The organism is Streptomyces altiplanensis, assembly GCF_053591575.1.
In genome coordinates this window covers 81,614-106,641 of the sequence record NZ_JBSFUB010000002.1, presented here as the reverse complement: position 1 = coordinate 106,641, position 25,028 = coordinate 81,614, and the positions used below count along the sequence as shown (strand labels likewise).

General features: G+C 71.1%; 21 protein-coding genes and 1 tRNA gene. 6 read left to right on the top strand and 16 right to left on the bottom strand.

The window, feature by feature from the left end:
• Positions 1-42: 42 nt before the first annotated feature.
• Complete coding sequence (locus ACWD0Y_RS01340; protein WP_450258417.1) at positions 43-174, top strand: hypothetical protein; 132 nt, start codon at positions 43-45, stop codon at positions 172-174.
• Between the two features lie 314 nt (positions 175-488).
• Here ACWD0Y_RS01340 and ACWD0Y_RS01335 read toward each other — a convergent pair.
• The 3 genes from ACWD0Y_RS01335 to ACWD0Y_RS01325 form a co-directional block, all read right to left on the bottom strand.
• Positions 489-561, bottom strand: a tRNA-His gene (locus tag ACWD0Y_RS01335).
• A 90-nt stretch (positions 562-651) separates the two neighbouring features.
• Positions 652-1,263: an oligoribonuclease gene (gene orn / locus ACWD0Y_RS01330; RefSeq protein ID WP_450258416.1), complete on the bottom strand. Its 612-nt coding sequence runs from the start codon at positions 1,261-1,263 to the stop codon at positions 652-654.
• A 5-nt stretch (positions 1,264-1,268) separates the two neighbouring features.
• Positions 1,269-2,489, bottom strand: coding sequence for a helix-turn-helix domain-containing protein (locus tag ACWD0Y_RS01325; RefSeq protein WP_450258415.1), 1,221 nt, complete (start codon positions 2,487-2,489; stop codon positions 1,269-1,271).
• A gap of 801 nt (positions 2,490-3,290) precedes the next feature.
• Between ACWD0Y_RS01325 and ACWD0Y_RS01320 the strand changes: the two genes are divergently transcribed.
• A complete protein-coding gene (locus tag ACWD0Y_RS01320; RefSeq protein WP_450258414.1) occupies positions 3,291-3,812 on the top strand; it encodes a universal stress protein in 522 nt (173 codons plus the stop codon).
• 78 nt (positions 3,813-3,890) lie between these two features.
• Here the strand turns inward: ACWD0Y_RS01320 and glmS are convergent, their stop codons facing one another.
• Both glmS and ACWD0Y_RS01310 read right to left on the bottom strand, forming a co-directional pair.
• Positions 3,891-5,708 carry a glutamine--fructose-6-phosphate transaminase (isomerizing) gene (glmS, locus tag ACWD0Y_RS01315; RefSeq protein ID WP_450258413.1) on the bottom strand — a complete coding sequence of 606 codons (1,818 nt, stop codon included), beginning with the start codon at positions 5,706-5,708 and terminating at the stop codon, positions 3,891-3,893.
• Positions 5,709-5,740: 32 nt separating this feature from the next.
• Entirely contained in the window at positions 5,741-6,022 is a 282-nt protein-coding gene (locus ACWD0Y_RS01310) for a hypothetical protein (RefSeq protein ID WP_028811565.1), read from the bottom strand.
• A 228-nt stretch (positions 6,023-6,250) separates the two neighbouring features.
• Here ACWD0Y_RS01310 and ACWD0Y_RS01305 point away from each other — a divergent pair, with 228 nt between their 5' ends.
• On the top strand, positions 6,251-7,858 hold the full coding sequence (locus tag ACWD0Y_RS01305) for a beta-N-acetylhexosaminidase (protein ID WP_450258412.1): 1,608 nt from the start codon (positions 6,251-6,253) through the stop codon (positions 7,856-7,858).
• 78 nt (positions 7,859-7,936) lie between these two features.
• Here the strand turns inward: ACWD0Y_RS01305 and ACWD0Y_RS01300 are convergent, their stop codons facing one another.
• The 10 genes from ACWD0Y_RS01300 to ACWD0Y_RS01255 all read right to left on the bottom strand — a co-directional run bounded on the left by ACWD0Y_RS01300 (position 7,937) and on the right by ACWD0Y_RS01255 (position 21,139).
• Positions 7,937-9,727, bottom strand: a complete 1,791-nt coding sequence (locus tag ACWD0Y_RS01300; protein WP_450258411.1) for an IucA/IucC family protein — start codon at positions 9,725-9,727, stop codon at positions 7,937-7,939.
• Positions 9,724-10,278 (bottom strand): GNAT family N-acetyltransferase, encoded by a 555-nt coding sequence (locus ACWD0Y_RS01295; protein ID WP_450258410.1) that lies wholly within the window; start codon positions 10,276-10,278, stop codon positions 9,724-9,726. The genes ACWD0Y_RS01300 and ACWD0Y_RS01295 overlap by 4 nt, the downstream gene beginning before the upstream one ends.
• Positions 10,275-11,549 (bottom strand): lysine N(6)-hydroxylase/L-ornithine N(5)-oxygenase family protein, encoded by a 1,275-nt coding sequence (locus ACWD0Y_RS01290; RefSeq protein WP_450258409.1) that lies wholly within the window; start codon positions 11,547-11,549, stop codon positions 10,275-10,277. The genes ACWD0Y_RS01295 and ACWD0Y_RS01290 overlap by 4 nt, the downstream gene beginning before the upstream one ends.
• Positions 11,533-12,987, bottom strand: a complete 1,455-nt coding sequence (locus tag ACWD0Y_RS01285; RefSeq protein WP_450258408.1) for a pyridoxal phosphate-dependent decarboxylase family protein — start codon at positions 12,985-12,987, stop codon at positions 11,533-11,535. Before ACWD0Y_RS01285 ends, ACWD0Y_RS01290 begins: the two co-directional genes overlap by 17 nt.
• 141 nt (positions 12,988-13,128) lie before the next feature.
• A complete protein-coding gene (locus ACWD0Y_RS01280; RefSeq protein WP_450258407.1) occupies positions 13,129-14,007 on the bottom strand; it encodes a siderophore-interacting protein in 879 nt (292 codons plus the stop codon).
• Positions 14,008-14,009: 2 nt separating this feature from the next.
• Entirely contained in the window at positions 14,010-15,032 is a 1,023-nt protein-coding gene (locus ACWD0Y_RS01275) for an ABC transporter substrate-binding protein (RefSeq protein WP_450258406.1), read from the bottom strand.
• Between the two features lie 219 nt (positions 15,033-15,251).
• Positions 15,252-16,412: an acyl-CoA dehydrogenase family protein gene (locus ACWD0Y_RS01270; protein WP_450258405.1), complete on the bottom strand. Its 1,161-nt coding sequence runs from the start codon at positions 16,410-16,412 to the stop codon at positions 15,252-15,254.
• Between the two features lie 2 nt (positions 16,413-16,414).
• Positions 16,415-17,353: a hydroxymethylglutaryl-CoA lyase gene (locus tag ACWD0Y_RS01265; protein WP_450258404.1), complete on the bottom strand. Its 939-nt coding sequence runs from the start codon at positions 17,351-17,353 to the stop codon at positions 16,415-16,417.
• Positions 17,350-19,509, bottom strand: coding sequence for an acetyl-CoA carboxylase biotin carboxylase subunit (locus ACWD0Y_RS01260; RefSeq protein ID WP_450258487.1), 2,160 nt, complete (start codon positions 19,507-19,509; stop codon positions 17,350-17,352). The genes ACWD0Y_RS01265 and ACWD0Y_RS01260 overlap by 4 nt, the downstream gene beginning before the upstream one ends.
• Before the next feature lie 13 nt (positions 19,510-19,522).
• Positions 19,523-21,139, bottom strand: coding sequence for a carboxyl transferase domain-containing protein (locus ACWD0Y_RS01255; protein WP_450258403.1), 1,617 nt, complete (start codon positions 21,137-21,139; stop codon positions 19,523-19,525).
• Positions 21,140-21,351: 212 nt separating this feature from the next.
• Between ACWD0Y_RS01255 and ACWD0Y_RS01250 the strand changes: the two genes are divergently transcribed.
• The 3 genes from ACWD0Y_RS01250 to ACWD0Y_RS01240 all read left to right on the top strand — a co-directional run bounded on the left by ACWD0Y_RS01250 (position 21,352) and on the right by ACWD0Y_RS01240 (position 24,117).
• Positions 21,352-22,572, top strand: a complete 1,221-nt coding sequence (locus ACWD0Y_RS01250) for a DUF418 domain-containing protein (protein ID WP_450258402.1) — start codon at positions 21,352-21,354, stop codon at positions 22,570-22,572.
• Positions 22,573-22,594: 22 nt separating this feature from the next.
• Positions 22,595-23,215, top strand: coding sequence for an SACE_7040 family transcriptional regulator (locus ACWD0Y_RS01245; protein ID WP_450258401.1), 621 nt, complete (start codon positions 22,595-22,597; stop codon positions 23,213-23,215).
• Positions 23,216-23,328: 113 nt separating this feature from the next.
• A complete protein-coding gene (locus tag ACWD0Y_RS01240) occupies positions 23,329-24,117 on the top strand; it encodes a phosphatase (protein WP_450258400.1) in 789 nt (262 codons plus the stop codon).
• 38 nt (positions 24,118-24,155) lie between these two features.
• Here the strand turns inward: ACWD0Y_RS01240 and tesB are convergent, their stop codons facing one another.
• On the bottom strand, positions 24,156-25,028 hold the full coding sequence (gene tesB / locus ACWD0Y_RS01235) for an acyl-CoA thioesterase II (protein WP_450258399.1): 873 nt from the start codon (positions 25,026-25,028) through the stop codon (positions 24,156-24,158).

The following is a 25,028-nucleotide window of genomic DNA, read 5'->3' as shown; positions in this document are numbered from 1 at the left end:
CCATCCCCTGCCGTACCTGGCTCTGTGCGGTCTGCTGAGGCCGTGAATGCGGAGATCCGCGCCCTGGTCGCGCGCGCGGAGGGCGGGCTGTCCGAAGCAGATGAGGCCCAGTATCAGCGGCTGCTGGTGGAGTGGTCCGCGGCGGTAGGCGAGGGCGTCGTCGAAGCGGCGTAGAGCACTGCTGTGGCGGGAAGCACCAAGCCGGCCCGGACGCACGAAAGCGCCTCCTGCACTCCGTGCGCCTCTACGAGGTTCTTGGAACTGATCGGCCTGTTCCGGCTCGCCGAATCGTTCTGACCGCCACTCGCCGGCCTGTCGCCACTTCACTTGGTAGGTGGCGATGCCATCTTTCTTGGGACGTTTCACGATGCTCGCCCTGGGCCGACGATACGACCGGCGTGGGGGCCCTGTGTTCCCGCTGCGTTCCCAAAGTTTCGAGCACGAAGAAGCCCCGACCTGCTTTCGCAGGTCGGGGCTTGATCGTTCAGGGTGAGTGACGGGACTTGAACCCGCGGCCACCTGGACCACAACCAGGTGCTCTACCAACTGAGCTACACCCACCGCGGCCGGTCGTTCCCGACCGGCTGAGAAAAAGTGTACAGGGTCCCAGAGGGTGCTCGCGCCCAGGTTTCGCCGGGCCCCGCCGGGTGTCTACTCCGCGGGCTGCGCAGGCAGGACGTACTTCGCCGCGATCTTCTTCGCCGTGTCGGAGTCGGGGCCGGGCCGGGGCACGAAGACCGCCTCCCGGTAGTAGCGCAGCTCCGCGATGGAGTCCTTGATGTCGGCGAGCGCCCGGTGGTTGCCGTTCTTCTCCGGGCTGTTGAAGTACGCCCGCGGGTACCAGCGGCGGGCCAGCTCCTTGACCGACGAGACGTCCACGATCCGGTAGTGGAGGTACGCCTCCAGCGTCGACATGTCACGCAGCAGGAACCCGCGGTCGGTGCCGACCGAGTTCCCGCACAGCGGGGCCTTGCCGGGCTCCTTCACGTGTTTCCTCACGTACGCCAGGACCTGCTCCTCGGCGTCGGCCAGCGTCGTTCCGCCGGCCAGTTCGTCGAGGAGACCCGAGGCGGTGTGCATCTGCCGCACCACCTCGGGCATGGTCTCCAGGGCCGCGTCCGGCGGGCGGATCACGATGTCCACCCCTTCGCCGAGCACGTTGAGCTCCGAGTCGGTGACCAGTGCGGCCACCTCGATAAGTGCGTCGTCCGTCAGCGAGAGCCCGGTCATCTCGCAGTCGATCCACACCATGCGATCGTTCATGTGTCTCACCCTACGGGGCGTTCCCGCTGGCCGGGCAGCGTCGGGCGGCCGGGGGCGTACGCATCGGAGCCCGGCTTGCCCGGATCGGGTGCCGCCGACGCGGTCGCGGAGGGACCCGACGGCGTACTCGCCGCCGCCGCGCGCCTGGCCTGCTGCGGCAGCGCGTCCATGGTCGGGGTGACCGCGGACGGGGCCGGGTGGGCCTCGCCCTGCGGCCGCCGGGCCCGGTAGGCGGCCCGGTACGCGGCCGGGGACGAGCCGAGCTGGCGCCGGAAGTGCCCGCGCAGCGCGACCGGCGAGCGGAAGCCGCAGCGGCCCGCGACCTCGTCGACCGAGTAGTCGGACGTCTCCAGCAGACGCTGCGCCTGGAGCACCCGCTGGGTGATCAGCCACTGCAGGGGAGCGCTCCCGGTGAGGGAGCGGAAACGCCGGTCGAAGGTGCGGCGGCTCATGTAGGCGCGCGCGGCCAGCGTCTCCACGTCGAACTGCTCGTGGAGGTGCTCCAGCGCCCAGGCGACGACCTCGGCCAGCGGGTCGGCGCCGATCTCCTCAGGTAAAGACCTGTCGAGGTAGCGCTCCTGCCCGCCGCTGCGGCGCGGCGGCACGACGAGCCTGCGGGCCAGCGCCCCGGCGGCCTCGGTGCCGTGGTCCGTACGCACGATGTGCAGGCACAGGTCGATTCCGGCCGCCGTGCCGGCCGAGGTGAGGACGTCGCCGTCGTCGACGAAGAGCTCGCGCGGGTCGACGTGGACCGACGGGTAGCGCTTGGCGAGCGTCGGCGCGTACATCCAGTGCGTGGTGGCCGGGCGGCCGTCGAGCAGCCCCGCCGCCGCCAGCACGAACGCACCGGTGCACAGCCCGACGATGCGGGCCCCCTCCTCGTGGGCGCGGCGCAGCGCGTCGAGGGCCTCCGGCGGTGGTGGCGAGGTGATGGAACGCCACGCCGGTACGACGACGGTGCCGGCCCTGCTCATCGCCTCCAGGCCGTAGGGGGCGGTCAGTTCGAGTCCGCCCGTGGTGCGCAGCGGTCCGTCCTCTCCCGCGCACACCAGTAGCCGGTAACGGGGCACTCCTGCGTCCTGCCGGTCAATGCCGAACACAGAGAGCGGGATCGAGCTCTCGAAAATGGGGCCGCCACTGAAGAGCAGCACCGCTACGATCTCCCGGCGGCGGCGTCCGGAGAGCTTCCGTGCGGCCTCCGGTGCGGCAGTGGAGTCCTGGCTCATGACGCTAAGCCCCCCTCGGTGTTCGCGTCCTCTCGGTCCTGCACGTTTCCCCTCGGTCCTGCATGATTCCCCCGCCGTATATACCCATGATCGAATCTACTGTGTCCCGTGGCGCCGGCGTGACAACTTCGGCATTCGGCACTATGTCGACAAGGTCACTTGGCGTGAAGCATTCGATCACGAAGCGTTCCACTCGCGGGCCTCGCAGGGAAGTACGCCTCGCCCTCATGGCCCGTCCCCGTAGGGTGCGTTGGCCGGAGGCGGTCCTTTCATGCCTGGCGGAACAGGGGTTGGAAGGCCATTCCGTCAAGGGTTGGGCGGCGACATGAAGTTGGCTGAAAAGATACGGGTGCATGAGGGCCGGGCCGCCGCTCCCCCGGCGCACTTCCCGCGGCGAAGTGCCCGCCCCGGCGCGTCCCGGCCGCCCGCGCTCGCGGACGCGCCCGTTCTCCCTGCCGCCGCTGCCGCCGCTGCCGCCCGCGGGCGTGGCCGAACGTGCACCGGTGGGCCGCGTCGGCGGCCGCGCCGACGATCATGTCCGCCGGGCGCCGCGGCCGGCGGCGCACGTCTGTCAAGACACCTGTAAGGGGCAACCGGCATTGCCTTACGGGCCGGGCTCGTGCATGCTCCCTTGGACGCCGCCCGAGGGGCGGTCGGCTCTGGGCAGAAGAGGAGTGTCGCCGTACCCTTGGGGGTATGGAGTTGGGAAGATGATTCCCGGACACAGCTCCACCGCTCGTTGCCATTCCTTTCCTCAATAAAAGCGACCCCTCCCCAGAGGACTTCTTCGCCGAGACACCCATGGCCGGTCACGAAACCCCCGAACCCGCGGACCGCAAGCAGGTCGTCGATCCCCTGGACGACCTCCGGGCGGTGGAGCAAACACGCCATTCCTGCGATCCCGCCTTCCAGCACGGTGTCGTCGTCGGCTTCGACGGCTCCACGTCCAGCGAGCGGGCTCTTTCGTATGCCATCGGCATGGCGGTGCGGTCGGGCTCCGGCCTGATCATCGTCCATGTGGCCAACAGGCTGCCGACCACGGTCTGGGCGGGGTGCGAACCGCCGGTCTTCGTGGACGTGCCGGATCACCGCACCGAGGTGCTCGGACTGGAGCTGGCCTGCGCGGACTACCTCTCCGAAGTGCCGTGGATCCTCGTCGAGCGCGGTGGCGACATCTGCCACGAGCTGGAGGAGGTCGGCCAGGAGTACTCGGCCGACGCGATCGTGGTCGGGACGACGCACGGCCTGGTCGGACGGATCTTCGGCTCGGTGGCGGGCCGGCTGGCGCGGCGCGCGCAGCGGCCGGTCATCGTGATCCCGTAAGCACTGCGGCACGAGGCCGGCCCCCCGCTTCACGCGGGGGGCCGGCCTTCGTCGTACCTGCGGCCCGGTCTGCGGCTGCTACTCGACCGTCACGGACTTGGCGAGGTTGCGCGGCTTGTCGATGTCGCGGCCCATGGCCAGTGCCGTGTGGTAGGCGAGGAGCTGGAGCGGAATGCCCATGAGGATCGGGTCCAGCTCCGTCTCGTTCTTCGGGACCACGATGGTGTGGTCGGCCTTTTCCTGCTCGCGGTGCGCGACCGCCAGGATCCGGCCGCTGCGCGCCTTGATCTCCTCCAGCGCCGCGCGGTTCTTCTCCAGCAGCTCGTCGTCGGGCACGATCGCGACCGTCGGCAGGGCGGGCTCGATCAGGGCGAGCGGGCCGTGCTTGAGCTCGGAGGCCGGGTACGCCTCGGCGTGGATGTAGGAGATCTCCTTCAGCTTGAGGGAGGCCTCCAGGGCGACCGGGTAGCCGCGCACGCGCCCGATGAACATCATCGACTGGGCGCCGGCGTACTCCTCGGCGATCTTCTTGATCTCGTCCTCGGTCTTCAGGATCTCCGCGATCTGGGCGGGCAGCTTGCGCAGGCCCTCGATGAGCCGCTTGCCGTCCGAGACGGACAGGTCGCGGATGCGGCCCAGGTGCAGGGCGAGCAGCGCGAAGGCGACGACCGTGTTGGTGAAGCACTTGGTGGAGACGACGCAGACCTCGGGACCGGCGTGCACGTACATGCCGCCGTCGGCCTCGCGGGCGATCGCCGAGCCGACGACGTTCACCACGCCGAGGACGCGGGCGCCCTTGCGCTTCAGCTCCTGCACGGCCGCCAGCACGTCGTACGTCTCACCGGACTGGGAGACGGCGACGTAGAGGGTGTCGGGGTCCACGACCGGGTTGCGGTAGCGGAACTCGGACGCGGGCTCGGCGTCGGCGGGGATGCGGGCCAGCTCCTCGATCAGCTGCGCGCCGATCATGCCCGCGTGGTACGAGGTGCCGCAGCCGAGGATCTTGACGCGGCGGATGCCGCGCGCCTCGCGGGCGTCCAGGTTCAGGCCGCCCAGGTGCACGGTGGAGAAGCGGTCGTCGATGCGGCCGCGCAGCACGCGGTCCACGGCGTCGGCCTGCTCGGAGATCTCCTTGTGCATGTACGTGTCGTGGCCGCCCATGTCGTACGACTCGGCCTCCCACTCCACGGTGGTCGGCGTGGCCGTCGTACGCGAGCCCTCGGTGGTGTACGTACGGAAGTCGTCGGCCTTGAGGGTGGCCATCTCGCCGTCTTCGAGGGTGACGATCTGGCGGGTGTGCGAGACCAGCGCGGCGATGTCGGAGGCGACGAACATCTCCTTCTCGCCGATGCCGAGGACGACCGGCGAGCCGTTGCGGGCGACGACGATGCGGTCGGAGAAGTCGGCGTGCATGACGGCGATGCCGTACGTGCCCTCGACGTGGCGCAGCGCCTCGCGGACCTTCTCCTCCAGCGTCACGGCCTGGGAGCGGGCGACGAGGTGGACGAGGACCTCGGTGTCGGTCTCGGAGAGGAACTCGACGCCGTCGGCGACCAGCTTCGCGCGCAGCTCGGTGGCGTTGTCGATGATGCCGTTGTGCACGACGGCGACCCTGCCCTCGGCGTCGAGGTGCGGGTGGGCGTTCTCGTCGCTCGGGGCGCCGTGGGTGGCCCAGCGGGTGTGGGCGATGCCGGTGGTGCCGGCGAAGCGCTTGGGGACCCTGGCCTCCAGGTCGCGGACGCGGCCCTTGGCCTTGACCATCTTCAGGCCGCTCGCCTTGGGGCTCGTGACCACGATGCCCGCCGAGTCGTAGCCGCGGTACTCCAGGCGCTGGAGGCCTTCGAGCAGCAGCGGGGCGACGTCACGCTTGCCGATATAACCGACGATTCCGCACATATGGTGTGTCCCTCGAGTCGTTGAGTGGGTGCTCAGCCGTAGACGATGCGGCGCAGTTGCCGGAGCGAGAGCTCCGGTGGCGCCACGGCGCGGTGCGGCATCTCGGCCGCGATCCGTTCGAAGATCTCCGCGTTCACCAGGCCGCCGGACTGAAGCTCGCGGTGGCGGCGGCGCACGAAGTCCTCGGCCGTCTCGTCGAAGTACGCCAGCACGTCGAGCACCACCCGGGCGGCCTCACCGCGCGGGAGCGCGGTGCTGCGGACCAGATGGTCGATGAGGTCGTCGTACGGCGACGACGGGCGGCGTTCGAGCACCCGTAGATACTGCGGGGGATTTGGGGCGCACGCAAGAATCCTGCCCGAATCCGGGCAGGATCTCGCTCCTGGAGGGGGAGGATCCGGTCGTATCCGGGCGTCTCCCGGTGCGGGACACGGAGGCAGAAGTGGTCTAAACCCTTGACCCCGGAGTGGGGCGCGCGATACCCATGGTGACCGTTCGCCTGCACTACGCCACTGTTGCGAAGCCCGCCGAAGGGACCGCCCGTGAGTCAACGCAGAACGCTCCCACGCCTGTTCGCCCCGCTGGTCCTCGTCGTCGCCGCCGGCGCGACGGGCGTCGCGGCCACCCCGGCGGCCGCCGGACCCGCCGCGGAAGCAAGACCACTGGGCCAGGTGATTCCGGCGCCCGCCTCCGTCTCCGAGGGCGGGCCTTCTTATGCCCTCACGCACCGGACGCGCATCAGGGTCGACGGCGACTCGCACGAGGCGCGGCGGATCGGCTCGTACCTCGCGGACATCCTGCGCCCGTCCACCGGCTACGCGCTGCCGGTCACGGAGCGGGACGCCAAGGACGGGATCCGGCTGCGGCTCGGCTCCGGGGACGCCTCGCTGGGCGACGAGGGCTACCGGCTGGAGTCCGGCCGCCACGGGGTCACCATCACGGCCCGCAAGCCCGCCGGGCTCTTCCACGGCGTGCAGACGCTCCGTCAGCTGCTGCCCGCCTCCGTGGAGGAGGACACCCGGCAGCGGGGGCCGTGGAAGGTCGCGGGCGGAACGATCGAGGACGCGCCGCGCTACGGCTACCGGGGCGCGATGCTCGACGTGTCGCGGCACTTCTTCAGCGTCGACAAGGTCAAGACGTACATCGACCAGATGGCGCTCTACAAGGTCAACAAGCTGCACCTGCACCTCTCCGACGACCAGGGCTGGCGCATCGCCGTCGACTCCTGGCCGCGGCTCGCGACGTACGGCGGCTCGACCCAGGTCGGCGGCGGCCCCGGCGGTTACTACACGAAGGCCGACTACAAGGAGATCCTGCGGTACGCCGCCTCCCGCCACCTGGAGGTCGTCCCCGAGATCGACCTGCCGGGGCACACCAACGCGGCGCTCGCCTCGTACCCCGAACTGAACTGCGACGGCGTCGCCCCGCCCCTCTACACGGGGACCAGCGTCGGCTTCAGCTCGCTGTGCGTGCCGAAGGACATCACGTACAGGTTCGTGGACGACGTGGTGCGCGAGATCGCCGCGATGACGCCCGGCAAGTACCTCCACATCGGCGGCGACGAGGCGCACTCCACGTCGGACGCGGACTACGTCGCCTTCATGGACAAGGCGCAGGCCGTCGTCGGCAAGTACGGCAAGACGGTGATGGGCTGGCACCAGCTGACGGGCGGCAATCCGGTCAAGGGCGCCGTCGCCCAGTACTGGGGGCTCGACAGGACCTCGGCGGCGGAGAAGGCGCAGGTCGCCGATGCCGCGAAGAAGGGGACGAAGCTGGTGCTGTCGCCGGCCGACCGGGCGTACCTCGACATGAAGTACGACAAGAGCACCCCGCTCGGCCTCGCCTGGGCGGGCTACGTGGAGGTGGAGCGCTCGTACGACTGGAACCCCGGGGCGTACCTGCCGGGCGCGCCGGCCGGGTCGGTCCTCGGGGTCGAGGCGCCGCTGTGGTCGGAGACCCTGTGGACCAACGACCAGGTCGAGTACATGGCGTTCCCGAGGCTGCCGGGCATCGCCGAGCTGGGCTGGTCGCCGGCGGCCACGCACGACTGGGACACGTACAAGGTGCGGCTGGCGGCCCAGGGGCCGCGGTTCTCGGCGCTGGGCATCGACTACTACCGCTCGGCGCAGGTGCCCTGGCCCGCGGAGTAGGGGCGGAGAGGGGGCGGGCGTCCGTGAGGGCCTGGGGCACGGACGCCCGCCCGCTCGTCGTTCCGGTCGGCGGCCGGGTCAGGCCCGGGCGAACCGCGCGATCGGGTTGTCGAGGGTGCCGACGAGCTGGAGCGCGCCCGACGGGTCCTGGAGGTCGACCATCTGCTTGTTGTTGCGCAGCTGGAGCCGGTTCAGGCAGGACAGTGCGAACTCCGGTGCGAACATGTCGTACTGCTTGAACTTGTCCGCGAGCTGCGGGTGCGCCTCCTGGTAGTCGGCCACGCACTCCGCCACCGTCCGCCAGAAGGTGTCCTCGTCGGTGACGCCGTCGGTGGCGAGCGTGGCGCCGAGGAAGCGGAAGAAGCAGTCGAAGACGTCGGTGAAGAGCGAGAGCAGCTTCATGTCGTCGGGCACTTCGGCGCGGACGCGCTCGACGGCGGGCGGCAGCACCGCGTCCGGGTCCATCACGCAGATCTCCTCCGCGATGTCCTTGAAGACCGCCCGGGTGACGACGCCGTCCTCGATGGCGAGGATGACGTTCTCGCCGTGCGGCATGTAGACCAGGTCGTACGCGTAGAAGCTGTGCAGCAGCGGCGTGAGGTACGCGTGGAGGTAGCGGCGCAGCCACTCGGCCGGGGCGAGACCCGACTCGGCGATCAGGGCGCCCGCGAGGGACGCGCCCTCGTGGTCGGTGTGCAGCAGCGACGCCATGGTGGCGAGGCGCTCGCCCGGCGCCAGGGACGGGACGGGGCTCTCGCGCCAGAGCGCGGCGAGCATCTTCAGGTACGGGGAGCCCTTGGCGGTGGCGGCCTCGTACTGGCGGTGGTGGTAGCCGATGGCCGCGCGCTCACGGATGATCGTCAGACCGGTCGCCCGGAGGGTCTCGTCGTTCTCGATCAGTCCGGCCAGCCAGTCGTTGATGGCGGGCGTGGCCTCCATGTAGGCGGCGGAGAGGCCGCGCATGAAGCCCATGTTGAGGACGGACAGCGCCGTTTTGACGTAGTGCTTCGCCGGGTCGCTCGTGTTGAAGAAGGTACGGATCGACTGCTGGGCGAGGTAGCTGTCGTCGCCCGCGCCGAGGCAGACGAGGCGGTGCTGGGCGACCTCGGCGGCGAAGGTGACGGAGAGCTTGTTCCACCACTGCCAGGGGTGGACCGGGATGAGGTAGTAGTCGGCCAGGTCCAGGCCGAGACCGCTCAGCGTCGCCGCGAACCGGCCGAGGACCGCGTCGCCCAGTTCGGCGCGTACGAAGTCCTCGTACTCCAGCCCGGCGCCGGCTGTGAAGGTGGCGTGGTCGCGGCGGGCGGCCAGCCAGATCAGCTGGACGGGGGAGGCGGCCTCGGGGGCGTACGAGCGGTACTCGTCGATGCCGAAGCCGAGACGGCCGTTGTTGGCGACGAAGCAGGGGTGGCCCTCGGTCATCCCCGTCTCGATGTCCTGGAAGCCGGCGCGGGCCAGCGCGGCGGCGGTGACGGGCGTCTTGGTGAGCTTGTACGCCGTGCCGGAGAGGGTGGAGCTGATCTCCTCCAGGTAGACGGGGAGGATCTCCGGGCTCAGGCCGAGTGCCCCGCGCAGCTCGATGAAGAACTCGAGGGCGTCGAGGGGGATCTCGGCGCCGTCGCGGTGGCGGGTGATGGACTCGGGGAAGACCTGCCAGTGGTCCAGCGCGTGGCGGTGGGCGGTGAAGCGGTACTCGGTCGCGCCGTCGTCGGAGCGGACGGCGTACCGGTTGTCACCGAGGGGCTCGGGGGCCAGCAGGCGCTCGTGGGAGAACTCGGCGAGTGCTTTGCGGACGAGGAGCCGGCTCGCGTGGGCCCAGCGCTCGGGGGAGAGGTGGGAGACGGCGTCGGTGGAGCTCTCGCGGTTCACAGGGCGGCTCCGGCGGTACGTGCTGCGGTACGTGCTGCTTCGAACCGGGCGCGCGTGCAGACGCTCAGGTAGGCGTCCTTCTCCGGCTTGGCGATCTTCTCGACGATCTCGAAGCCGACGGCCTCGTTGAGGCGGTGGACGGCGTCGTTGCGCACGTCGGGCTCGACGACGACGCGGCGGGTGGCCGGGTCCGCGAACAGCTCCTCCATCACCGCGGTGATCACGGCGCGGGTGAAGCCGTGGACGGGCGTGTCGGTCGGCGCGACCAGGAAGTGCATGCCGACGTCGCCGGGCTGGGCGTCGTACAGGCCCACGAGCTCGACGTGGGCGGGGTCGTAGCGCTCCATGAGGAAGGCGGGCTCGCCCTCGTGCAGGCCGATGAAGGCGTCGTGGTGCTCGGCCGCGGCTATCGCCATGTACTCGCGCTCGACGTCCGGCAGCGACGCGTCCTGCATCATCCAGAAGGCGGCCTTGGGGTGGGTGACCCAGCCGTGCAGCAGCTCGGCGTCCTTGAGCGGGTCGAGGGGACGGATGGAAAACGAGCTGTTCATATCGCGAACTCCTGGAAAGCGATGGCCTTCTCGACCGGGTAGTACTCGGAGCCCAGCAGCTCACCGATGATGTAGGCGTTGCGGTACGCGCTCATGCCCAGGTCGGGCGAGGTGATGCTGTGGGTGTGGACGGCGGCGTTCTGGAGGAAGATGCCGCGGCCCGTCGTGTCGATGCTGTAGTTGCGGGCCACGTCGTAGCGGCCCTGGCCGTCCCAGCGGATCCGGTCGCGCACGCCCTCCAGGAAGGCGGGGGTGCGGTAGCGGTAGCCGGTCGCGAGGACGAGGCCCTCGGTGTCCAGCTCGAAGTCCTTGCCCTGCTCCTCCTGGCGCAGCCCGAGGGTGTACGTCGCGCTTGCGGCGTCGTAGCTCGCGGTGTTGAGGGAGGAGTTGGTCAGGAGGCGGGTGGGGACCGGGCCCTTGAGGTTCTTCTGGTAGAGCAGGTCGAAGATGGCGTTGATCAGCTCGGAGTCGATGCCCTTGAAGAGGTTCTTCTGCTGGGACTCCAGGCGGTAGCGCGTCGTCTCCGGGAGGGCGTGGAAGTAGTCGACGTACTCCGGGGAGGTCATCTCCAGCGTGAGCTTGGTGTACTCCAGCGGGAAGAAGCGCGGCGAGCGGGTGACCCAGTTGAGCCGGTAGCCGTGCACGTCGATCTCGGAGAGCAGGTCGTAGTAGATCTCCGCCGCGCTCTGGCCGCTGCCGACCAGGGTGATGGACTTCTTCGCCTGGAGCGCCTCTTTGCCGCTCACGTAGCGCGAGTTGTGGATGAAGTCGCCGCCCAGGCCCTGGCAGGCGTCCGGGATGTACGGCGGGGTGCCGGTGCCCAGGACCAGGTGGCGGGCGCGGTAGGCGGCGTCCTGGGTACGGACGACGTACAGCTCGGCCTCGGCGTCGAACTCGACGGAGGCGACCGTCTGGTTGAAGCGGATGTTGCTGAGCTTGGCGGCGGCCCAGCGGCAGTAGTCGTTGTACTCGGTCCGCAGCGGATAGAAGTTCTCGCGGATGTAGAAGGAGTACAGCCGCCCCTGCTCCTTCAGGTAGTTGAGGAAGGAGTACGGCGAGGTCGGGTCGGCCATCGTGACCAGGTCCGACATGAACGGGGTCTGGAGGTGAGCGCCTTCGAGGAACATCCCCGCGTGCCACTCGAAGTCCGGCTTCGTTTCGAGGAAGAGACCGTCGAGCTCGTCGATCGGCTCGGTCAGGCAGGCGAGTCCGAGGTTGAACGGACCGAGTCCGATACCGATGAAGTCAAGAGGCTCAAGAGGCGTGGACAAGGGACTCTCCCAGGTACTGCTCGGCGTGGCCGGCGATGAGGTCGAGGACGGCCGCGATGTCGTTCAGCGTCGTCTCGGGGTTGAGAAGGGTGAACTTCAGGTAGTGCTTGCCGCCGACCTTCGTCCCGGCCACGACGGCGTCGCCCGACGCGAACAGCGCCTTGCGGGCGTACAGGTTGGCGCGGTCGATCATGGCGGGGCCGGTGACGTCGGCCGGGACGTAGCGGAAGACGAGGGTGGAGAGCGAGGGCTGGACGACGACGTCGTAGCGCGGGTCGGCGGCGAGCAGCCGCCAGCCCTCGCCGGCGAGGTCGCACACCTCGTCGAAGAGCTCGCCGACACCGTCGGCGCCCATGGTCCGCAGGGTCATCCACAGCTTGAGGGCGTCGAAGCGGCGGGTGGTCTGGAGGGACTTGTCGACCTGGTTGGGAATGCGCTCCTCGACCATCCGGCGCGGGTTCAGGTAGTCGGCGTGGTACGTCGCGTGGCGCAGGGTGGCACCGTCGCGGACCAGCAGCGCGCTCGAACTGACCGGCTGGAAGAAGGACTTGTGGTAGTCCACGGTGACCGAGTCGGCGCGCTCGATGCCGTCGAGGAGGTGGCGGCGGGTACGGGAGGCCAGCAGGCCGCAGCCGTACGCCGCGTCGACGTGCATCCAGGCGCCGTACAGCTCGCACAGCTCGGCTATCTCGGGCAGCGGGTCGATCGAGCCGAAGTCGGTGGTGCCGGCGGTGGCGACGACGGCCATCGGGACGAGGCCCTCGCTCGTGCAGCGGGCCAGCTCGCGGGCGAGGACCACGGTCTGCATGCGCTTGTCGTTGTCGCAGGGGATCGCGATGACGGCTTCGGGGGAGAGGCCGAGGAGCTTCGCGGACTTCTGGACGCTGAAGTGGCCGCATTCGGAGGCGAAGACGCGCAGTTTGCCGGAGTCGTCGGTCTTGGCCTCCTCGCGGGCCAGGAGCAGCGCCTGGAGGTTGGACTGGGAGCCGCCGCTGGTGAACACGCCGTCGGCGCCCGTCTCCTCGGCGGTGCCGAAGCCGATGCGGCTTGCCGTCCAGTCGACGAGGCGGCGCTCGATGAGGGTGGCGCCCGCGCTCTGGTCCCAGGTGTCGAGGGAGGAGTTGACGGCGGAGAGTACGGCCTCGGCGGCGACGGCCGGTATGACGACCGGGCAGTTGAGGTGCGCGAGGTAGCGCGGGTGGTGGAAGTAGACGGCGTCGCGGAGGTAGACGGATTCGAGTTCGTCCAGGACGGCGGTGGTGTCACCGAGCGGCCGGTCGAGGTCGATCGCGTCGAACCGGGGAGCGAGCTGCTCCGGGGTGATGCCGGTGAACGGCCTTGTGGTCGTGGCGAGTTTGTCCGCCACCCGCTCGACCGCTGCGGTGGCGGTCCGGCGGTACCGCTCGGCGGTTGTGTCATTGAGCAGGTGTGAACGCATGAACTGTCCTCCCGGGTACGGGAATTCATTGCGCCTTCAGGACAGGAGGAGGGGGGCGAAGGCGCGATGTCTTGGTTAGGTTAGCCTAACCTAAATCGATCTCGCAACGTCCTCGCCCCCAGGGGCCCCGGCTGTTGTGCCTTACTGCGCGTCTTCTTCTTCCACGCGCTCGCGCAACTGCTCCTCGCTCAGCCCGCGGCGCCAGTAGCCCACGAACGTCACGCGCTTGCGGTCGAACTTCCGCTCCTGGACGAGATGGCGGCGCAGCGCCCGTACGCACGAGGACTCGCCCGCGATCCAGGCGTATGGCGTACCGTCCGGCAACCCGGCCTCGGGAACGGCGCGTACCGCGTCCAGCGCGGAGGGCGCGTTCTCGTCCCGCACCAGCCAGGTGATGTCCGCGTCGGCCGCTGTGGTCAGCTCCAGGCGGTCGTCGGTGTGCTGGACCTCGATCCAGACCTTGGCCCTCGTCCCGGCCGGCAGCCACTCCAGGGCGGCCGCGGCGGCCGGCAGCGCGGTCTCGTCCGCCCATATCAGGACCCAGTCGGTGTCCTCGGGCGGGCGGAAGCGCACGGCGGTGTTGTCCTCGACCGCAGGCCCGAGGACCACGACGCGGTCACCGGCGCCCGCCTGTCCCGCCCAGCGGCAGGCGGGCCCGCCGTCCTCGTGGAGGGCGAAGTCGATGTCCACCTCGTCGGCCCGGGCCCCGTCGGCGGCCCGGCGCTGCTCGCGCACGGTGTACGAGCGCATGACCGCCCGTACGTCGTCGGGCAGCGCGCGGTACGAGCCGAACCAGTCGGGATCGGTCTCCGGCGGAAGCACCGGCTCCGGCTGGCCGGGGTGCGGCAGGAAGAGGGAGAGGCTCTGGTCGCGGCCCCCGGAGGCGAAGGCCCGCAGGTCCTCGCCCCCGAACGTCACCCTGACCAGGGAGGGGCTGAGCCGCCGCGTCCGGACGACCGTCAGGCCGAAGAAGCGGAACGGGACGACGGCGGCTTCGGCTTCCTCGGCTGACCCGGTCATGCTCAGGCGACCTTCTTGGCCTTCTCGATGGCCTCGGCGAGGTCCTCGAGGATCGGCGCGCACTTGTCGTAGGAGTAGATCGGCTCCGTGGTGCGCGGGATGACCTGGCCGGCCTTGACGGCGGGCAGGCGGGTCCAGGTCGGCTTGTTCTTGAGGTCGTCGGGCTGCAGGATCCCGGTCCGGTTGTCCATCATGATGATGTCGGCCGGGTACTTGTCGATGTTCTCCCAGCTGAGCTCCTCGAAGAAGCCGGCCGCGTTCACCTTCGGCTCGACGAAGTTCACGCCCAGCTCCTGGAAGTAGAGCGTGTCCGCCGACATCTTCGCGAGGGAGACGTAGAAGAGGTCCGGGCTCGCCGAGCCGATCATGACCTTGACCTTCGGGTTGGCCTTGGCGGCCTGGCGCAGGCGCGCGGCGGCCTTCTCGAAGCGGGACTTGGCGTCGGTGACCTTCTTGGCCCCGACGTCGGCGCCGAGGGACTCGGCGAGGTCGGCGTGGCGCTGGATCGCCTTGGGGACGGTGGTCTCCGCGGCCCACAGGGCGACGCTCGGGGCGACCTTGAGGATCTTCGCGGTGGACGCCTCGGGGACGTACCAGAGCTTGTCCTTCTCCCACATCGCCGTGACGAGGAGGTCGGGGTCGAGGGCGACGTACTCCTCGACGTTGAACTCGTCGTAGACGTTGCCGATGATCTTGACCTTGGTGATGTCGAGATCGCCGGCCTGGACGTCGGCCTTGCCGTCCGCGGTCCTGGTCGGCCCGAACACGCCCTTGACCTCGACGCCGAAGTCGTGGAGCGCGGCGGCGACGCCGGTGAACGCGACGATGTTCTTGGGGGTGGCCGGGCTCTTCACCGTCTTGCCGCGGTCGTCCTTGAAGGACCACGGGCCCGACTTCCCGGTGGCCTTCTCCTCGCTTTTCGCGGAGGTCTCGCCGCAGGCGGTCAGCGCGGCGCCGATGCCTATGGCGCCGCCGGCGGCGAGCAGACTGCGGCGGGAGAGGCGGGAAGCTCGGGCGTGAGGCATGACGGTGTCTGCTTTCGTACGTGCGGTCGGGGTCCACCACGGGACAAGTCCGAGGGTAGGTTAGCCTAACCTCACACATTGTCCAGAGGGTGGCCCCGAAAGCTTCCGCAGGCCACCGCACTGTGCCGCGCCGTGCCGCAGCCCGGCCGACTGCCGTGCCGCACAAGGCGGTCGGCCCGTGAGGCGGTCACCGCTTCAGGCGGTCACCGCGCGAGGCGGTCAGCCCGTGAGGCCCAATTCCCGGGCGATCAGCATGCGCTGGACCTCGCTCGTGCCCTCGCCGATCTCCAGGATCTTCGAGTCGCGCCACATCCTGGCCACCGGGTACTCGTTCATGAAGCCGTAGCCGCCGTGGATCTGAGTGGCCTCGCGGGCGTTGTCGACCGCGACCGTGGAGGAGTAGAGCTTGGCGAGGGCCGCTTCCTTCTTGAACGGCTCGCCCCGGACCAGGCGTGACGCCGCGTCGCGCCAGCCGATGCGGGCCATGTGGGCGCGCATCTCCATGTCGGCGATCTTGAACTGGATCGCCTGGTTGGAGCCGATGGGGCGGCCGAAGGTGTGGCGTTCCTTCGCGTACGCCACCGATTCGTCGACGCACCCCTGGGCCAGGCCGGTCGCGAGCGCCGAGATGGCGACGCGGCCCTCGTCGAGGATGCGCAGGAACTGGGCGTAACCGCGGCCCTCTTCGCCGAGGAGGTTGGCGAGCGGGACGCGTACGTCGGAGAAGGACAGCTCGCGGGTGTCCGAGGCGTTCCAGCCGACCTTGGAGTAGGGGGCGGCGACGGTGAAGCCGGGGGTGCCGGAGGGGACGATGATCGCGGAGATCTCCGGCTTGCCGTCGGGCCCGCGGCCCGTCACGGCGGTGACGGTGACCAGACCGGTGATGTCCGTACCGGAGTTGGTGATGAAGCACTTGGAGCCGTTGACGACCCACTCGTCGCCCTCGCGGCGCGCGGTGGTCTTCGTGCCGCCGGCGTCCGAGCCGCAGTCCGGTTCGGTCAGGCCGAACGCGCCGAGCATCTCGCCCGAGCACAGCCGGGGCAGCCACGCGCGCTTCTGCTCCTCCGTGCCGAAGCGGAAGACGGGCATCGCGCCGAGCGAGACGCCCGCTTCGAGGGTGATGGCGACCGACGAGTCGACCCGGGCCAGCTCTTCGAGGGCGATGCCCAGGGCGAGGTAGTCGCCGCCCATGCCGCCGTACTCCTCGGGGAAGGGCAGGCCGAAGAGGCCCATGCGGCCCATCTCGCGGACGATCTCGTACGGGAACTCGTGGCGTTCGTAGAGGTCGCCGATCTTCGGGGCGACGACGTCGTGCGCGAACTCCTCGACCGTACGGCGGAGTTCTTCGTGCTCGGGGGAGAGGCGGTGGTCGAGGGACATGACTACGACTCCTTGTGGGACAGGGCACGCACGGTGCGGGAGGGGCTGGGGCGGCCCAGCCGTTCGGCCATCCACGCGCTGGTGGCGGTGAGCCGGCCGAGGTCGACCCCGGTCTCGACGCCGAGGCCGTCGAGCATCCACACGAGGTCCTCGGTGGCGAGGTTTCCGGTGGCGCTCTTCGCGTACGGGCAGCCGCCGAGGCCGCCCGCGGAGGCGTCCACGGTGGTGACGCCGTACTGGAGCGCGGCGAGGGTGTTGGCGAGGGCCTGGCCGTACGTGTCGTGGAAGTGCACGCCGATCACGGAGGCCGGGACCCCGGCCTCGTCGAGGGCGGTGAGCAGGGCCAGGACGTGGCCGGGGGTGGCCACGCCGATCGTGTCGCCGAGGCTCAGCTCGTCGCAGCCGAGGCCGAGGAGCGCCCGGGCCGCCTTGACCACCTGCCGGACCGGGACCGCCCCTTCCCACGGGTCGCCGAAGCACATGGAGAGGTAGCCGCGGACATGGACCCCCTCCTCCTTCGCGCGGGCGACGACCGGCTCGAACATGGCGAGCGACTCGTCGACGGTCCGGTTGAGGTTGCGGCGCGCGAAGGTCTCGGTCGCGCTCCCGAACACGGCGATGCGGCGCGCGCCGAGGCCCAGGGCGCGGTCGAGGCCGCGGGCGTTCGGCACGAGCACCGGGAGCTCGGCGCCGACGTCGTGCAGGAGGGGGAACAACGCCTCGGCGTCGGCGAGCTGGGGCACCCACTCGGGACGCACGAAGCTGGTCGCCTCGACGGTGGTGAGCCCGGCGCCGGCGAGGCGGTGGATGAACTCGGCCTTCACCTCGGTCGGTACGACGGTCTTCTCGTTCTGGAGGCCGTCGCGGGCGCCGACTTCGTGGATGCGTACACGAGCCGGCAGGCCCGCCGCCGGCACCCGCATGGGCAGTCCGTCGGTCATGACTCCTCCTGCGGGACGACCACGGCCAGGACCTGGTCCATGGCCACGGTGGAGCCCGGCGTCACGTCGAGCTCGGTGACGGTGCCGGCGTGCGGGGCGGAGATGACGTGCTCCATCTTCATCGCCTCGACGACGAGGAGGCTCTGCCCGGCGTCGACGTGGTCCCCCACGGCCACCTTGACCACGGTGACGGTGCCGGGCATGGGCGCGGCGAGGGTGTCGGCGCCCGAGCGGGCGCCGCCGGTCAGGCTCGCCTCGACGGGGTCGTGGTGCTGGACGTGCCAGGAGTCCCCGTCCCGGCCCAGCCACGTGCCCTCCGGGCCGGTGGCGTGGCGGAAGGCGTGCGTCACGCCGGCGAGTTCGACGGTGACGGTGCCGGCGTCGGCGTCGACGATGCGCGCGCGGACCGGAAGCCGTTCCTCCGCCGCCCCGCCCCTTCCCGGCTGCGGCATGTGCGGCTCCGCCGCGACAGGGGGCAGGTCCCCGGATGCCGTGGGCGGCGGCTGCGCGCCGGTGGGGGCAGCCGGTTCCAGGGGGACGGCGGCAGCCAGGTCCGGGGCCGGGGGCCGCGCTTCGGGGATCAGGATCTCCTGGCCCCTCGCCGTGGTACGGAGCCGGATCTCCACCGGGTCGTGGCCCGGTACGCGGGCGTGGTGGACCGTCCAGGCGGGGGAGCCGCCCAGGCGCCAGCCCGTGCGGGCGGAGAAGGGGTCCGTCCAGCGGGGTGCGCCGCCGGCGGCAGCCGGCTCTGCCGACCTCAGCAGCGCCGCCGCCGCGTACACCTCCGGCGGGACCCCGTCCGGGACCAGGCTGTCCGCGTCGCGCTCGACGAGGCCGGTGTCGAGGTCGCCGGAGACGACGTCGGGGTGGGCCAGCAGGCGGCGCAGGAAACCGGCGTTGGTCGGGACGCCGAGGACGACGGTGTCCGCCAGGGCCGCGCGCAGGCGGCGCAGGGCGGTGGCGCGGTCCGGGGCGTAGGCGATCACCTTGGACAGCATGGGGTCGTAGAGGCTGCCGACCTCCGTGCCCTGCGTGAGCCCGGAGTCGGTCCGCACTCCGTCACCCTGCGGTTCGTGCAGAGCCAGGACCGTGCCGCCCGAGGGCAGGAAGCCGCGGGAGGGGTCTTCGGCGCAGATACGGGCCTCGACCGCGTGGCCCGTGAGCGTGATGTCCTTCTGGGTGAAGGGGAGTTCCTCGCCGGCCGCGGCCCGCAGCTGCCACTCCACCAGGTCCAGGCCGGTGATCAGCTCGGTCACCGGGTGCTCCACCTGGAGGCGGGTGTTCATCTCCATGAAGTAGTACGACGACGGGTCGCTGCCCGGGACGATGAACTCCACCGTGCCCGCGCCCCGGTAGCCGCAGGAGCGCGCCGCCTGGACCGCCGCCTCGCCCATCGCCGCGCGGGTGGCCTCGTCCAGGAGGACCGACGGGGCCTCCTCGATGATCTTCTGGTGGCGGCGCTGGAGGGAGCACTCGCGCTCGCCCAGGTGGACCACGTTGCCGTGGGCGTCCGCCAGGACCTGGATCTCGATGTGCCGGGGCCGGTCGATCCACCGCTCCACCAGCAGCGTGTCGTCGCCGAACGACGCCCGCGCCTCGCGCCGCGCCGCCGCGATCTCCTCCGCCAGCGCGGACTCGGTCCGTGTCAGCCGCATGCCCTTGCCGCCGCCGCCCGCCGAGGGCTTGAGGAGGACCGGCATGCCGATCTCCCGCGCCGCCGCCGCCAGCTCGTCGTCGGTCAGGCCGCTGCCGGACGAACCGGGGACGACCGGGACGCCCGCCGCCCGTACCGTCTCCTTCGCCCGGATCTTGTCGCCCATGAGCGCGATGGCGGACGCGGGCGGCCCGATGAAGGCGAGCCCCGCGTCCGCGCAGGCCTGCGCGAACGCCGCGTTCTCGGCGAGGAATCCGTAACCGGGGTGGACGGCCCGGGCGCCGGTACGGGCCGCCGCCTCCAGCAGGCGGTCGGCCCGCAGGTAGCTCTCCGACGCCGCCGCCGGGCCGATGCGGACGGCGGTGTCGGCCTCCCGCACGTGGCGGGCGTCCGCGTCCGCGTCGCTGAACACGGCCACCGAGCGCACACCCAGCCGGCGCAGGGTGCGGATGACGCGGACCGCGATCTCACCGCGGTTGGCGACCAGAACTGTGTCGAACATCGTCATGTGTCACTCACATCCGGAAGACGCCGAAGGCGGGGTCGGACAGCGGGGCGTTGGCACAGGCGGTCAGGGCCAGGCCCACCACCTGCCGGGTCTCCAGCGGGTCGATGACCCCGTCGTCCCACAGCCGCGCCGTCGCGTAGTAGGCGTTGCCCTGGGCCTCGTACTGCTCGCGGACCGGGGCCTTGAAGGACTCCTCCTCGGACGCGGACCAGGACTCCCCCCGTGCCTCGATCTGGTCCCGCTTGACCGTCGCCAGCACCGACGCCGCCTGCTCGCCGCCCATCACCGAGATCTTCGCGTTGGGCCACATCCACAGGAAGCGCGGCGAGTACGCCCGCCCGCACATCGAGTAGTTGCCCGCGCCGTACGACCCGCCGACCACGACCGTCAGTTTCGGGACGCGCGTGCAGGCCACCGCCGTGACCATCTTCGCGCCGTGCTTGGCGATGCCGCCCGCCTCGTAGTCCTTGCCGACCATGAACCCCGAGATGTTCTGGAGGAAGAGCAGGGGAATGCCGCGCTGGTCGCACAGCTCGATGAAGTGCGCGCCCTTCTGGGCGGATTCGGAGAAGAGGATGCCGTTGTTGGCGACGATGCCCACCGGGTGGCCGTGGACCCGGGCGAACCCGGTCACCAGGGTCTGGCCGTACTCCGCCTTGAACTCCTGGAAGCGCGAGCCGTCGACGGTACGCGCGATGACCTCCCGCACGTCGTAGGGCGTACGGGGGTCCACCGGCACCGCGCCGTAGAGCCCGGCCGGATCCACCTTCGGCTCCTCGACGGGCTCCACCGGCCACGGCAGCGGCCCGCGTCCCGGCAGCGTCGCCACGATGTTGCGGACGATGCGCAGCGCGTGCGCGTCGTCCTCGGCGAGGTGGTCGGTCACCCCCGAGACGCGGGAGTGGACCTCGCCGCCGCCCAGCTCCTCCGCCGTGACCACCTCGCCGGTCGCCGCCTTCACCAGCGGCGGCCCGCCCAGGAAGATCGTGCCCTGGTTCCGCACGATCACGGCCTCGTCGCTCATCGCCGGGACGTACGCCCCGCCCGCCGTGCAGGACCCGAGGACCGCGGCGATCTGCGGGATGCCCGCCCCCGACATCCGCGCCTGGTTGTAGAAGATCCGTCCGAAGTGCTCCCGGTCCGGGAACACCTCGTCCTGCATCGGCAGGAACGCGCCGCCGGAGTCCACCAGGTACAGGCACGGCAGCCGGTTCTCCAGCGCCACCTCCTGCGCCCGCAGGTGCTTCTTGACCGTCATCGGGTAGTACGTGCCGCCCTTGACCGTGGCGTCGTTGGCGACGACCACGCACTCGCGGCCGCTCACCCGCCCGATCCCCGCGATCACACCCGCCGCCGGCGCTGCGCCCCCGTACATCCCCTCCGCCGCCAGCGGCGCCAGCTCCAGGAAGGGCGACCCGGGATCCAGCAGCGCGTCCACCCGGTCGCGCGGCAGCAGCTTGCCGCGCGCCGTGTGCCGGGCGCGGGCCTTCTCGCCGCCCCCCAGCCGCGCCGCGGCGAGCCGCCCGCGCAGCCCCTCCACGAGTTCCTGGTGAGCCGCTTCATTGGCCCGCCATGCCTCGGCTGCCGGATCGGCGGTGCTGGTCAGCACCGGTGCCTGCCGCATCTCCTGAGCCCTCTCGCCCGGTCGGTGTGCTGTCGGTGAGCATGTTAATGAGCGTTAACGCCTTCTCAGGTTAACGACCGCTAACCCCCCTGTCCAGGGCTCTCCTCCCGGAGAGGGGCGGGCGATTCGTCCTGCGGTATGACGCACTGGCGTCCGAGGGCTGTCAGGATCTGTTCGGACTGCGTACGGGGTGCACTACGGGGGCGGGGCTTGTGGCCACACTGCGAGACACGGCGGAAACCGGGGCGGGGCCGCAGCCGCGGCAGCGCGTTCTGGAGGTGGACGCCCTCCGCGGCTTCGCGCTCCTCGGGATACTCCTGGTCAACAGTCTGACCATGGCCGGTCCCTACGGCCTGGTGGGCGGCCGGCCCGCGGGCACCGCCGACTCCGTGGCCCTCTGGCTGGTCCAGTTCCTCGCGCAGAGCAAGTTCTACCTGCTCTTCTCGTTCCTCTTCGGCTACAGCTTCACCCTCCAGGCGGCCTCGGCCGAGCGCGCCGGCGCCCGCTTCGGACCGCGGACGATGCGGCGGCTGCTGGGGCTCTTCGTCCTGGGAGCCCTGCACGCGGTGTTCCTCTACGTCGGCGACATCCTGACGACGTACGCCCTGCTCGGCCTGATCCTCTTCGCCGCCCGCCGGGCCACCCCCGAGGGCGCGTACCGCGCCGCGCTGTGGGTGTGGGGCGCCTTCGGTTCGGCCCTGCTGCTGCTCGGCGCGCTCGCGACGCTGGTCGACCCGGGCGCGGAAACCGCACAGGGCGCCGCCGCCGCGGAGGCCGCCGAACTCACCGCCGCCTACCGGGGCGGCTTCGCCGACGTCGTCGGCGCGAACCTGGAACAGGTGTGGTTCGCCGCCGTCGCGCTGCTGACCATAGGCGGCCTCGTCGTCGCCGTCTTCCTGCTGGGGCTGGCGGCCGGCAAGCGGCAGTGGCTCACCCGCGTGAGCACCGCCGGTCTGCGCCGCATCCTGGTGACCGGCCTCTGCGTGGGCGTGCCCACGGCCGCCTTCTCCGCCGCCGGCACGGCGGGCCCGCTCCCCGCTCGCTGGGAACTGCTCGCCGGGATGGCCGGCACCGTCTTCGCCCCGGCGCTCACCGCCGCGTACGCCGCCGGACTGCTGCTCTGGTTCGGCACGCCGGGCGGGGCGCGGGCGGCGGGGACCCTCGCGTCGGCCGGGCGCATGGCGCTGACCAACTACCTCGCCCAGTCGCTCGTCATGGCCCTGGTCTTCACGGGCTACGGCCTCGGTCTGTACGGACGCCTGGGCATCGCCGTCCCGGTCTGCCTCGCGCTCGTCCTGTACGCGGCGCAGCTCGCCCTCAGCGGCGCGCTGCTGCGCCGCTACCGGCTCGGACCGGTGGAGTGGCTGCTGCGGGGGTTCACTCATTTCCGCGAGCGTCCCGGCGGGCGTTCCCATGAGGTTAACGGGCGCTAACCGGCCGGTTTAGAATGACCTCATGAGCACCAACGCCGCCGCCCGCGTCGCGGCCCCGACCCGCCGCGAGCAGATCCTCAAAGAGGCCGCCCGCCTCTTCGCCGAGCGCGGCTTCCACGGCGTGGGCGTGGACGAGATAGGCGCCGCCGTCGGCATCAGCGGCCCCGGTCTCTACCGCCACTTCCCGGGCAAGGACGCCATGCTCGCCGAACTGCTCGTCGGCATCAGCGAGCGGCTGCTGGACGGCGGCAGGCGGCGCGCCGCGGCGGAGTCCGCGGACAGTCCGGAGGCGGTGCTCGGCTCCCTCATCGACGGCCACATCGACTTCGCCCTCGACGACCGGCCCCTGATCACCCTGCACGACCGCGAACTGGACCGGCTCAGGGAGAGCGACCGCAAGCGGGTGCGCAGGCTCCAGCGGCAGTACGTCGAACTGTGGGTCGCCGTCGTACGGGAGCTGAATCCCGGCGTACCGGAGGCGGAGGCGCGGTCGGCCGTGCACGCGGTGTTCGGACTGCTGAACTCCACGCCGCACCTCGGGGCGTACGGCAAGGGGCTGCCGGGGCGGGCGGCGATGGAAGGGCTGCTGCGGCGGCTGGCGCACGGCGCGTTCGGCGCGCTCGCGCCGCGCACCGCGGCCTGACCCGCCTTCTCCGGCTTCCTCGGCTTCCTCGCTTTCTCCGGCTTATCCGGCGGCGCCTTCTCCGGCGGCGGCTTTCCCGGACGGGGGCCGGAGCCGGACGGCACAATGGGCTCATGCCGATACCCAGCCGCGCCGCCCTCGTCGACCATCTCACCCGCACCCGCATCGCCGGTGACGTCGCCACCCCCCGCGACAACAACCTCTCCCACTACCGCAAGCTCGCGAACGGCGACCGTCACTACTGGCTCGGCCTCGAACTCGGCGACCGCTGGACCGACGAGCAGGACGTCCTCGCCGTGATGGCGGAGCGCTGCGGCGTCAGCGACGACCCCGGGCACCGCAGCGGCCAGGACACCATCGACCCCGAACTGACCGTCGACGCGCTGGAGCGGATGGCGGCGCGGCTGCGCAAGGCCGCCGCCGGCAAGGAGCGCGTGCTGTTCGCGACCGGGCACCCCGGCGGGCTCCTCGACGTGCACCGCGCGACCGCGGACGCGCTGCGCATCGCGGGCTGCGAGATCGTGCGGATCCCGGGCGGGCTCACCGCCGACGAGGGCATGGTGTTCCAGTTCGCGGACGTCGCGATGCTGGAGCGCGGCGCGACGCTGTGGCACACGCACTCGCCCGAGCCGATGACGGCGATCCTCGACGGCCTGGAGCGCGAGGGCCGGCCGCTGCCCGACCTGGTCGTCGCCGACCACGGGTGGGCCGGCTGCGCGGGACAGCGCGGGATCGACGCGGTCGGGTACGCCGACTGCAACGACCCGGCGCTCTTCATCGCCGAGGCCGAGGGCACGCTCCAGGTCACCGTCCCGCTCGACGACCACGTCACCGACCCGCGCTTCTACGACCCGATGACGGCCTACCTGCTGGACGCGGCCGGCCTGCTGGGCACGGCCTGATCCGGCGCACGGGCGGGTGACGCCACGAGCCACGCGGGTCAGCGCGGGACCCGGACCACGCCCTCCTGGATGACGGAGATCGCGAGCCGGCCGTCCCGCGTGTAGATCCTGGCCTGCCCCAGCCCCCGCCCGCCCGACGAGGACGGCGACTCCTGGTCGTACAGCAGCCACTCGTCCGCCCGGAAGGGCCGGTGGAACCACATCGCGTGGTCGAGCGAGGCGCCGACGACGTCGCCGGTCGTCCAGCCGCCGCGCCCGTGGGCCAGCAGCACCGAGTCGAGCAGCGTCATGTCGGAGACGTACGTGGCGAGGCAGACGTGCAGCAGCGGATCGTCGGCCAGCTTGCCGTTCGTACGGAACCACACCTGCGAGCGCGGCTCGCGCGGTTCGCCGACCGTGCCGTACGGCGGGGCGTCCACGTACCGCAGGTCGACCGCCGCGCGGGCTTCGAGCAGGCGGTCGACGACGCCGGGGTCGAGAAAGTGGTCCGCGTACTCCGGCAGCATCTGGGCGGTCGTCGGGAGCGTCTCGGGATCCGGTGCGGGCGGCATGTCCGCCTGGTGCTCCAGGCCCTCCTCGTACGCCTGGAAGGACGCGGAGAGGTGGAAGACCGGCTGCCCGTGCTGGACCGCGACGACGCGCCGGGTGGTGAAGGAGCGGCCGTCGCGGATGCGGTCGACGGTGTAGACGATCGGCGCGCCCGGGTCGCCGGCGCGCAGGAAGTACGCGTGCAGGGAGTGGGCGAGCCGGTCCTCGGGGACGGTGCGGCCCGCCGCGACCAGCGCCTGGGCGGCCACCTGGCCGCCGAAGACGCGCGGGACGACGGCGGAGCGCGACCGGCCCCGGAAATAGTCCTGCTCGATCTGCTCCAGGTCGAGCAGATCGAGCAGGCTGTCGAGCGCTTCGGTCAC